General features: G+C 59.7%; 10 protein-coding genes, 4 tRNA genes and 1 pseudogene. 7 read left to right on the top strand and 8 right to left on the bottom strand.

Features of this window, described 5'->3' with window-relative positions:
- Window positions 1–182: 182 nt before the first annotated feature.
- On the bottom strand, window positions 183–515 hold the full coding sequence (locus ACSMDR_RS09210; RefSeq protein WP_436467997.1) for a YegP family protein: 333 nt from the start codon (window positions 513–515) through the stop codon (window positions 183–185).
- A gap of 219 nt (window positions 516–734) precedes the next feature.
- Here ACSMDR_RS09210 and ACSMDR_RS09215 point away from each other — a divergent pair, with 219 nt between their 5' ends.
- On the top strand, window positions 735–1562 hold the full coding sequence (locus tag ACSMDR_RS09215) for an AraC family transcriptional regulator (RefSeq protein WP_436467998.1): 828 nt from the start codon (window positions 735–737) through the stop codon (window positions 1560–1562).
- Between the two features lie 16 nt (window positions 1563–1578).
- On the top strand, window positions 1579–2184 hold the full coding sequence (locus ACSMDR_RS09220) for a LysE family translocator (protein WP_436467999.1): 606 nt from the start codon (window positions 1579–1581) through the stop codon (window positions 2182–2184).
- Window positions 2185–2269: 85 nt separating this feature from the next.
- Here ACSMDR_RS09220 and ACSMDR_RS09225 read toward each other — a convergent pair whose 3' ends face one another.
- Together ACSMDR_RS09225 and ACSMDR_RS09230 are read right to left on the bottom strand one after the other, a co-directional pair.
- Complete coding sequence (locus ACSMDR_RS09225; RefSeq protein WP_005906928.1) at window positions 2270–2779, bottom strand: DUF1993 domain-containing protein; 510 nt, start codon at window positions 2777–2779, stop codon at window positions 2270–2272.
- Between the two features lie 553 nt (window positions 2780–3332).
- Window positions 3333–3848 (bottom strand): ClbS/DfsB family four-helix bundle protein, encoded by a 516-nt coding sequence (locus tag ACSMDR_RS09230; RefSeq protein WP_436468000.1) that lies wholly within the window; start codon window positions 3846–3848, stop codon window positions 3333–3335.
- Between the two features lie 129 nt (window positions 3849–3977).
- On the opposite strand from ACSMDR_RS09230, the gene ACSMDR_RS09235 reads away from it, so the two are divergent.
- On the top strand, window positions 3978–4310 hold the full coding sequence (locus tag ACSMDR_RS09235; protein ID WP_436468001.1) for a hypothetical protein: 333 nt from the start codon (window positions 3978–3980) through the stop codon (window positions 4308–4310).
- Window positions 4311–4485: 175 nt separating this feature from the next.
- Here the strand turns inward: ACSMDR_RS09235 and ACSMDR_RS09240 are convergent.
- From ACSMDR_RS09240 to plsY, 5 genes and pseudogenes are all read right to left on the bottom strand, one after another.
- Window positions 4486–4561 (bottom strand) — tRNA-Asn (locus tag ACSMDR_RS09240).
- Between the two features lie 8 nt (window positions 4562–4569).
- Window positions 4570–4645: transfer RNA gene (locus ACSMDR_RS09245), tRNA-Phe, on the bottom strand.
- 10 nt (window positions 4646–4655) lie between these two features.
- Window positions 4656–4731: transfer RNA gene (locus tag ACSMDR_RS09250), tRNA-Thr, on the bottom strand.
- A 51-nt stretch (window positions 4732–4782) separates the two neighbouring features.
- Window positions 4783–4858: transfer RNA gene (locus ACSMDR_RS09255), tRNA-Phe, on the bottom strand.
- Between the two features lie 47 nt (window positions 4859–4905).
- Window positions 4906–5577 (bottom strand): annotated as a pseudogene (gene plsY, locus ACSMDR_RS09260) (glycerol-3-phosphate 1-O-acyltransferase PlsY).
- Window positions 5578–5731: 154 nt separating this feature from the next.
- On the opposite strand from plsY, the gene folB reads away from it, so the two are divergent.
- From folB to ACSMDR_RS09280, 4 genes are all read left to right on the top strand, one after another.
- The gene (folB, locus tag ACSMDR_RS09265; protein ID WP_005903658.1) at window positions 5732–6103 is read left to right on the top strand and encodes a dihydroneopterin aldolase; all 372 of its coding nucleotides are present in this window, start codon (window positions 5732–5734) and stop codon (window positions 6101–6103) included.
- Window positions 6104–6143: 40 nt separating this feature from the next.
- Complete coding sequence (gene folK / locus ACSMDR_RS09270; RefSeq protein WP_005903661.1) at window positions 6144–6650, top strand: 2-amino-4-hydroxy-6-hydroxymethyldihydropteridine diphosphokinase; 507 nt, start codon at window positions 6144–6146, stop codon at window positions 6648–6650.
- A gap of 135 nt (window positions 6651–6785) precedes the next feature.
- Window positions 6786–7340: a YbaK/EbsC family protein gene (locus ACSMDR_RS09275; RefSeq protein ID WP_436468002.1), complete on the top strand. Its 555-nt coding sequence runs from the start codon at window positions 6786–6788 to the stop codon at window positions 7338–7340.
- A gap of 94 nt (window positions 7341–7434) precedes the next feature.
- On the top strand, window positions 7435–9270 hold the full coding sequence (locus ACSMDR_RS09280) for a methyl-accepting chemotaxis protein (RefSeq protein WP_436468003.1): 1836 nt from the start codon (window positions 7435–7437) through the stop codon (window positions 9268–9270).
- Window positions 9271–9310 lie beyond the last annotated feature (40 nt).

Below are 9310 nucleotides of genomic sequence, written 5' to 3' on the forward strand. Positions count from 1 at the left end.
TCCTGTCGATAGCCTGATTTCCCCGGATGGTGGTCGAACATGCACTGCCCGAGAAGGCCCCGCACTGCGGGGCTTTCTGCTTGGTGCAACCGGTCCGCTACCCGGCGATCAAATCGACGCAGGTCCAGCCCCCTCGCAAGCGATGAAGCAAACGCGACACCGGACCATGAGACCCGGTCTCGTTAGACGGCCAGATCCTTAATGGTCGCCGAGGGTCCGTTGGTTTGCACCGAGGCGATGCCATTCTGGGCCGAAGCCTGGCTGGCATACATCTGGCTGGAACCGATGACCTGGTGATTTTTCGCTTTCAGATTGAAATGATACTTGCCGTTGGCGGCCTCCTTCAGCTCATATTGGCCCGCCTCGGGAGAGTTGGTCTGCACTGAGGCGATGCCGTTTTGCGCCGCCGCTTTGCTGTTATACATCTCGCTACTGAGGATCACTTCGCCATTACCGGCCTTGAGCACGAAGTGATACTGGTCGTTCTTGGCCAGCTTGAGTTCATACCATCCCATGGTTGCATCCTTATGCTGTGTTGAGGTCACCCATTAAACTAGCCCGCTTTTGTTGACAAGGATGTGACCGGATTGGCACTGCACCCAAAAGCCGCGCACCAAATGACTCAAATCTTCCCTCCTGCCCCTCATCGGCGACAAAGAGCAAGATTGTCCAAGCGACCATCCACTCCTTGACGGTAGATTAGGGCATGGGTTCACGGTAAAGAGGGGGGAGCGATGGCGCAGGATAATCAGTTCATATTTGCACACAGCCAGCACCTGGCGAGCCTGACTGCACTGCGGGTCAACATGACGGAGTTTCGCTACGATCGGCACGCTCATGAGGAGTATTCCTTCGGGGTCACGCTGGCGGGCCGACAGAACTTCTTCTGCCATGGCGGCTTCCACTCAAGTCCGGCGGGCAGCGTCATCCAGTTCAATCCAGGGGATGTGCATGACGGCCATGCGGGAGACAACGCCAGCCTCGACTACGCCATGCTCTATATTCCCCCCCACGAAATCACGCCACTGTTTGCCAATGCGGCGGGAGAGCGAGCTACCGGGCCGTACCGATTGCAGCAGCCATTGGTACGCGACAGCGGGCTGAGCGACTGCATACTCGAGCTGGCTCAGGCGGTGAATAGCCGGGCAGCCAGCATAGAGCAGGAGTTTGCCCTCTATCGTCTCGCCGCCCGGGTGATGCAGCAGGCGGGACGCTTTGAGCCGGATGGCCAGGTGAGCCGCATAGATCGACTCTTGTTGCAGGCCAGAGACTTTATCCATGGCCACTTCCAGCAAGATATCTCCCTGGCCGATATCAGTGCGGCAGCCAATATCTCCAAATACCACTTCCTGCGCCTGTTTCGCCAGCAGCTCGGCATCACACCCCATCAATATGTGATCAACTGCCGCATCAATGCGGCGCGCCGCGCCCTGGAGAGGGGGGAATCGGCGCAGGATCTGGTGTACCGCTACGGTTTCACCGATCTGAGCCACCTCAACCGTCGCTTCAAGCGCATCTACGGCATGACCCCGACCCAATACAGCGCCAACCTGATCAGCTGAGCCCAAGGACAGTTCCATGATTGAGATCCTCGCCTATGCCATTGGCATCATGTATACCCCTGGCCCCGTCAACCTGATGGGCCTCAATGCAGGCCTGGGTGGGCGTGCCCGAGCCTCCCTCGGCTTCTTCATGGGGGTGGGCATGGCCATGTGTCTGCTACTGCTTCTGTTTGGATGGCTGGGGGCCCGGTTGGTTCGAGCAGAGACCCTGATCTATGTCAGCCTGGTGGGTTGCCTCTACATCGCCTATCTCGCCATCAAGATAGCCCGCGACAAGGGCGAGGTCAGCGGACAAGCGGCCTCGGCCCGCCCGCTCGGCATTCGCAATGGATTTGTGATCCAGCTGCTCAATCCCAAGGCCATGATAGCGACCCTGCCCATTGCCAGCATCCAGTTCCCGGCGGCGCAGATCCACGGCTGGAGCCTGCTATCCTGGTCTCTGCTGCTTGGCTTGCTGGCGGCTGGCGCACCGGGCAGCTATTCACTGCTGGGGGATCTGGTTGGCCGCCGCATTCAAGACCCACGCTGGTTCAGGTACTTCAATCTCATCATGGCCGCCCTGCTGCTCTACTCCGCCGGGGCCCTGGCCTATCAGCATGTCTATCTGCCCCTCCTGGGATGAACCGGACAGAGAATGGTTTGCCTGCCGGCCAATAAAAACGGGCCTGCCACCCTGGCAGGCCCGTTTTTATTGAATCCCGTTTGCCTTATTCCGGCTGATGGAATGCCAGGGCGCCCAGATAGTCCCCTTTGCCCAGCTCGACCCCGGCGCGGCGCAGCAGCGCATAAGTCATGGTCAGGTGGAAGTAGAAGTTCGGCAACCCGTACTCGTAGAAGCAGGTCTTGCCATCCATCCACTTGCCATTGGCCCAGTAAGGGAAGTACTTGCCGCTCTCGAACGCACTGTAGTCAGACTCCAGATGGCCCTTCAGGAAGTCGATGGTCGCCTGGATGCGGCCGCGCAGATCCGCCATGGTGGCTGGCTCGTCCGCGAAGCTCGGATTGTCGCTGTGGCTGGCAGTCGCCACGCAGGCCTTGGCCGATTCGCAGCAGATCAATACCTGCTTGCTCAGGGGCAACATGTCGACAATGAGTCGATCGCCGAAGAAATTGTTCACATCGCACTTCTTGCTCTCGGCGTGGGCCGCAGCCTTGACCAGCAGCTGGTCGAGGTTGGTGAGCATTTTGATAAACTGGGCGGTAAATTCACGGTTCATGATGCGCTCTCTATAAAGGCAGGAAGAGCCGTCCCGCAGGGCGGCGCAGCTCAATATAGCCTTTTTTTTGCTGCGTACATGCAGATTTGTCGCCCCTCCAACACAGCCAGACGACAGCCGCTGCCGTAGCGGTAAAACACCAGCCCCCACTCAACCCCGCCTAGTGCTGATCATGTTGATGGGCTGCGTCATCGGCTTTAATGGGGAAAATGGAATACAAAAGCCCAGCATTGCTGCTGGGCTTTTGTATTGGCTCCTCCTGCGGGACTTGAACCCGCGACATACGGATTAACCGTCCGCCGTTCTACCGGCTGGGCTAAGGCGGAATTGTACTTGGAGCCCAGAGACTGAATCGAACCGCCGACACAGCCAAAGAGCTTCTTTTAATTTGAGGCTTACATATCTTATGCCTGTGACACTTGAATCACCCCTGCTTTCCTAGATACTCCAAGAGCCTCAAACCGAGGTCATTCTGGACGTGTTACGAGCGGGCAGGAATGAGTAGCGAGGATACAAAGATGGGCAGCATCGCCATCTGCAACACCGGGGGCATTCATACCTGAATGCCGATCCCCTTCAACCACTTGCGCAATCGCCCGTTGGCATTGTAGTAGGGAGAGGCGGTGTTGAACTGGATCATCCGCCCCAGGGTCCACTGCTCATACCAGGGGCGACCATACAACTCATCGTCACCGCGCACCGCGATCAGCTCGATGATGCGAGCCTTGGCCGCCATCAGCCGGGCCAGCAGTGCCGGATAGGCCAGCCCCTCATAATCCCGATAGAACTTTTTGGCCAGCCTGCCCAGCTCGTTCCACTTAAAGCCCGTCTCGGGAAAATCGACCGGCAAGCCCGCCGCATCCCGCTCGATCCACTTGATCACCAGCTCATTCCAGCCGATGAGGTAGGCCACCAGGTTGGCAGCACTCATGCTGGTGCCCTTGCCGTGCCCTTCCATGGTCAACTTCTGTGCCCGGCTCTCGGGGACGGCCTGCAACGCCTTGAGCAGCTTGCCAAAATTCGTGTCGATGGCGAGCAGCAGCTCGGCCTTGTCTTGGGGGATCCCCATCACTTATCTCCTTCATGCAGTCACCACTTCCGCATCCGGGCAGGATTGCCGCCCGCGGTGCAGCAAGTTAAGATCTCGACGCCTTCGGCCAGCGCCCAAACCCAGCCCCCATCACAGACAAGAACGGCAATGAATCAGCTCATTACCTATATCAATGCAATCCATCGGCAGCCGGGACCGGCGACCATCACCCGCCAGCAGAGTGAACACTATAGCGAGCATGACGAGAGTGGCACCCTGATCCAGCACCAGCAAACCACCTATTGGTTCGCCAATGGGGTCGTCATCTGTCATCAGATAGAGCAGGACCATCTCTCCTCAGAACAGCTATGCGCCGAATGCTGGATAAGCTATCGAGTTGTTACCAGCCACATGCCCATCACGCCGCCACGCAAGCTGTTCCACAACGCCTGTCAGGAGGCATTCTGGCTAAAAATGCAAGGTATCATGCTGGCAAAGTGACGCAGGACTGATCCACAGGTGAAACAACAGCAGAGAGGGGACACTTGATAGACTCAACGCTCGCCAGCAGACCATGACTCCATCGACACGCAATAACCGAACCTGCCATGCAAATCTGGTCAGCCGTAAAAAACAGGCAAAGAAAAAGCCCAGCATTGCTGCTGGGCTTTTGTGTTGGCTCCTCCTGCTGGACTTGAACCAGCGACATACGGATTAACAGTCCGCCGTTCTACCGACTGAACTAAGGAGGAATTGTACTTGGTGCCCAGAGACGGAATCGAACCGCCGACACGGGGATTTTCAATCCCCTGCTCTACCGACTGAGCTATCTGGGCAATCTATAAATGGTGCCGGCTACCGGAATCGAACTGGTGACCTACTGATTACAAGTCAGTTGCTCTGCCTACTGAGCTAAGCCGGCACACTTTAACTGCTGTGCATGAACCAAACTTTTACTTCATGGCACCTAATATGGTGCCCAGAGACGGAATCGAACCGCCGACACGGGGATTTTCAATCCCCTGCTCTACCGACTGAGCTATCTGGGCGTGGCCGCTATTAAACGGATTTTGCCCTTGGTGGTCAACGGGAAATTTTACTTTTTGTCTCGTTCGTCTCTTTTTTGCACAACAAGCGGGCTTTTGTGCATTTCTCGCCCGGCTCAACCCCGATCCTGCCCCCGCCTGCGCCACAGTCTGGGCTCTTCGCCCTTGAGCAGACGGGCAATATTTTCGTGGTGGCGGATCAGGATAAGACAAGAGAGCAGTGAGACCGGCAGCGTATATTCAGGTTTGAGCAGGTAGGCAAACAGGGGTGCCAGCAGCACGGTCACTATGGAAGCCAGGGAGGAGTAACCACTGAGCAGGGCGACCAGCAGCCAGCTCACTATGACCATTGCCCCCATGTCGAGCCCGATGGGCAGCATGGTGCCGAGTGCCGTGGCGACCCCCTTGCCACCACGAAAGTGAAAGAAGAGCGGGTACATGTGGCCCAGGCAGGCTGCCACGCCGATAAAGCCCAGATAGACGGGCTTGATGCCAAGAAACCAGGAGAGATAGACGGGCGCCGTGCCCTTGAGCATGTCGAGCAGCAACACCAGCAGGGCGGCCCCTCGCCCCCCGAGACGCAGCACATTGGTCGCCCCCGGATTGTGGGAACCATGATCCCGCGGATCCGGCAGGCCGCTGGTGCGTGACACCAGCACGGCACTGGACAAGGATCCGCCCAGATAGGCCAGAATAATCATCAAAATCGTCAGGGCCGTCATCTTGGTCGTTTTTACCACGATATGAATGGGGTATGATGCGGGCCACATTCTCCGGTCCGGTTAACCCGGTCCGTTCGCCAATGGCACGTGATCTGCCAGGCCAGCATCCCTGCGCTGTTTCACAGCCCATCAAGAGTAAAGAAGAAGTACTGTCATGGACAAGGTGTTTATTCGTGGACTCGAGGTTTTGAGTACCATAGGGGTATACGAGTGGGAAAAAGGCATCCGCCAGAAGCTCCGTTTTGACCTCGAGATGGGCTTTGACAACCGCCCCGCCGCCGCGGGCGACGACATCATGCTGGCGCTCGATTACGCCACGCTCTCCCAGAAAGTGTCGGAGTACGCCAGCAGCAAGGTAGTGGAGCTGGTGGAAACCATGGCCGAGCAGGTCGCCCACCTCATACTGACTGACTTTCGGGTGCAGTGGGTCAAGGTGACGCTGACCAAGCCTGGCGCCGTGCCCAACGCCGCCGGTGTGGGGGTCGAGATACTGCGTCATCGCATACCGGCCGCGAGCGAACAGTGATGATCCGCGTTGGCATCCAGGGGCAGTGGGGGAAGGCCCTATGACGCGTATCTACATCAGCCTGGGCTCCAACATTGCGCGCGAACACCATATCCGTGCCGGGCTCGATGCCCTGCACGAACTGTGTGGCCCCCTTGAGGTTTCCCGGGTGTTTGAGAGCGAGGCGGTCGGCTTTGCCGGTCGCCCCTTCTACAACCTGGTGGTCGGCGCCGAGACAGAGCTGACGCTGGCCGAGCTCTGTCGCCAGCTGAGGGCCATGGAGTTTGCTCACGGTCGTGAGCCCGATGCCAAAAAGTTTGCCCCCCGCACTCTGGATCTCGACCTGCTGCTCTATGGGGATCTCGTCTGTCAGGAGCCCGTCGCCCTGCCCCGTGGCGAGATACTGACTAACGCCTTCGTGCTCTGGCCCTTGGCCGAGCTGGCCCCCGCGTTGCTCCATCCCGAGACGGGCCACCCGCTGGCCGAGCACTGGACAGCCTACGACAAAGCCTCCCAGCGACTCACGCCCATTCCCTTTGCCTGGATGCCCGCTCACGCCCTGGCCTGATCCTCGGCGCGCTGGCGGGCCAGCCTCTCGCCCGCCAGCTAACCTATGGTCTGAGGGGGGTAATCTCTGATAAGAAGTTCTGATTAGTCAGTCGAGGGCAGAGGGGGCACTATGGGGACCACACAGGAGCCCATCATGTCCCAAGACCACAGCACAACCCTCGCGACTGCCAGTGCCGATATCGAACGCCTGCACCAGATCCACGCCTTCAACCTGCAACTGCTGGCCGAGCTGCCCCATCGGCAATACCGCCATGAACCCATACTCGATTACGCCACGGACGAGCGGGTCAAGGCGCGCCTCGGCTGGCTTGGGGTGTTCAGCAAGACACTGTTTCTGCGCTTCAAGGATGGTCGCTTCGCCCTCTTGCTGACCCACAAGGAGGGACGTCTCGATGCCAAAGCCGTTCGGGACCATTTCGGCGCCAAGCCCTCCATCTGTGGCCCGGACCAGATGCAGCAGGAGACAGGCTGCCTGCCCGGCGCCGTGTGTCCCTTTCTGCCTCGCGCCGACATCCCCCTGCTGCTTGATCCCGCCCTGCTGACCCACGCCTCGTTCACCTGGACCCCGGGGTTGCCCGAGTTGACCATGGAACTGGCGACTGATGCCCTGCCCGCCCTGCTGGATCGGCTGGAGTGCCAGATTATTTATCTGTATGACAAGGCCGTGACAGAATCCATCGAGTCCTGAGTTACCGAGTTCAGCATAAAAGTCCAATCTTGCCTTCAAGATATAGCTTCACGCGCCGATACGCTGTGCACATCATTTGCTCGTTGAGGTCGCCGTGAGCGTCAAGCAGAAACTCTTGTTATCCGCCATCCTGGTGGCCGGGATCCAGGCCATCGTCATGGGGGTCGTGTTCTACTTCTCCGCACAGGAGTCGCGCAGCAGCGCCGAGATGTTGCTGACCAAGCAGGCTGAGGCCGATCTCATCGCCCTGAACCTGAAAGAGAAAGAGTTTCTGCTACGCAGGGATCCCGCCGCGGCCACCGCTTTCGCGGCCTTGCGGGATGAAACCAGCCGCCTGCTCACCGACATGGCCAGCCACCACGAGGGGCGCCAGCAGGGCGACATCCTCACCTTCGCCAGCCTGCTGCAGGACTATGCCCGCCAATTCGAAGCCCTGCGTGCCCAGCAGGAGAAGATCGGCCTCACCCCGGAGACCGGTTACTACGGCGCACTGCGCGAGGCCATTCATGCCCTCGAGAAGGAGCTCAAAAGCCGTGGCCAAGAGCAGGAGAGTTTGCTGATGCTGCAACTGCGCCGGGACGAGAAAGACTTCATGTTGCGCCGCGAGCTGCGTTATAGAGACAAGTTTGAGCAAAACTTGGCTCCCCTGACCGCCGCCCTGGCCTCGGAACCGGCCCTCGCCGCCCTGCTCGAACGCTACCGTCAGAACTTCACCGCCCTGGTGGCGGAAGAACAACGGCTGGGTCTGAGTGCCGAAGAGGGGCTGCGCGCCGATCTCAACCGCAGCGCCGAGCAGATGCGCCAGGCCGGCATAGTGTTGGCTCAGGATCTGGCCAGGGAGGCCGAGACCAACCATAGCCGCATCCTCTGGATCATGGGGCTGCTCTGTTCCCTGGGCATTGTGGTGGCACTCTGCCTCAATCTGCTCATCGGCCGCGACGTCATGACCGGCCTGCAGCGGCTGGCCGACATCATGCGCCGGGTTACCGCCAGCAGCGACCTCACCCTGCGCGCCCGCATCAACAGCAAGGACGAGTTTGGCGCCATGGGCCGTGACTTCGATACCATGCTGGAGCACTTCAATCAGGTCATAGGTCAGGTTATTGCTTCGGTCACGGACCTTGAGCAGCTCACCGCCCAGCTGCAGCGCAACGCCAATGCCGCTCGGGAAGGCACCCAGCAGCAGTTGCAAGAGAGCGATCTGGTCGCCACCGCCGCCACCGAGATGGAGAGCACTGTCCAGGAAATCGCCAGCAACACGGAGAGCGCCGCCGACAGCGCCCGCACCACCAACCTGAGTGCCCAGCAGGGCCGGGAGAGCGTGGAGACGACGATGGCAGTGATCCACTCCCTCTCCGCCAAGCTGGAAGCCTCCAGCCTGGTGGTGCAAGAGCTGGCCGAAGAGAGCCAGCAGGTCGGCAATGTGCTGGCGGTGATCCGCGCCATCGCCGAGCAGACCAACCTGCTGGCCCTCAACGCTGCCATCGAAGCCGCCCGGGCCGGTGAGCAGGGCCGCGGCTTTGCCGTGGTTGCCGACGAGGTACGCAACCTGGCCATGCGCACCCAGCAGAGCACCAGCGAGATAGCCACCATCGTCAGCGGGCTGCAAAACCGCACCCACAGCGTGGTCAGCCTGATCGGCGAGTGCCGCACTCAAGGGGAGCGCAGTGTCGAAGCCGCCGCCGAGGCGAGCCAGCAGCTTGCCAACATCACCCATCAGATGAGCCAGATGATGGACATGAGCACCCAGATAGCCACTGCGGTCGAGGAGCAGAGCTCGGTGGCCAGCGAGATCAACCGCAATGCCGTGGTGATCCGCGACATCGCCAACGAGGCCATGGTGCAGGCCGAACAGAACAGTCGCGCCAGCCAGAATGTGGCCGAGCAGGCCAGCCTGCTGCACAAGGCGGTCGATCAGTTCAACGTCTGATCCCCGCACGCAACAAGGGCGGCCATGGGCCGCCCTTGTT

Origin of the sequence: Aeromonas molluscorum (assembly GCF_051376105.1) — a bacterium.
Lineage (GTDB): Bacteria > Pseudomonadota > Gammaproteobacteria > Enterobacterales > Aeromonadaceae > Aeromonas > Aeromonas molluscorum.

What these genes read in the sequence shown, in the direction of transcription:
- ACSMDR_RS09275 (WP_436468002.1), top strand. Translation starts at nt 6,786, where the DNA reads ATGTCCCAAGACCACAGCACAACCCTCGCGACTGCCAGTGCCGATATC.
- ACSMDR_RS09235 (WP_436468001.1), top strand. Translation starts at nt 3,978, where the DNA reads ATGAATCAGCTCATTACCTATATCAATGCAATCCATCGGCAGCCGGGA.
- ACSMDR_RS09215 (WP_436467998.1), top strand. Translation starts at nt 735, where the DNA reads ATGGCGCAGGATAATCAGTTCATATTTGCACACAGCCAGCACCTGGCG.
- ACSMDR_RS09220 (WP_436467999.1), top strand. Translation starts at nt 1,579, where the DNA reads ATGATTGAGATCCTCGCCTATGCCATTGGCATCATGTATACCCCTGGC.
- folB (WP_005903658.1), top strand. Translation starts at nt 5,732, where the DNA reads ATGGACAAGGTGTTTATTCGTGGACTCGAGGTTTTGAGTACCATAGGG.
- ACSMDR_RS09230 (WP_436468000.1), bottom strand. Translation starts at nt 3,848, where the DNA reads ATGGGGATCCCCCAAGACAAGGCCGAGCTGCTGCTCGCCATCGACACG.
- ACSMDR_RS09210 (WP_436467997.1), bottom strand. Translation starts at nt 515, where the DNA reads ATGGGATGGTATGAACTCAAGCTGGCCAAGAACGACCAGTATCACTTC.
- folK (WP_005903661.1), top strand. Translation starts at nt 6,144, where the DNA reads ATGACGCGTATCTACATCAGCCTGGGCTCCAACATTGCGCGCGAACAC.
- ACSMDR_RS09225 (WP_005906928.1), bottom strand. Translation starts at nt 2,779, where the DNA reads ATGAACCGTGAATTTACCGCCCAGTTTATCAAAATGCTCACCAACCTC.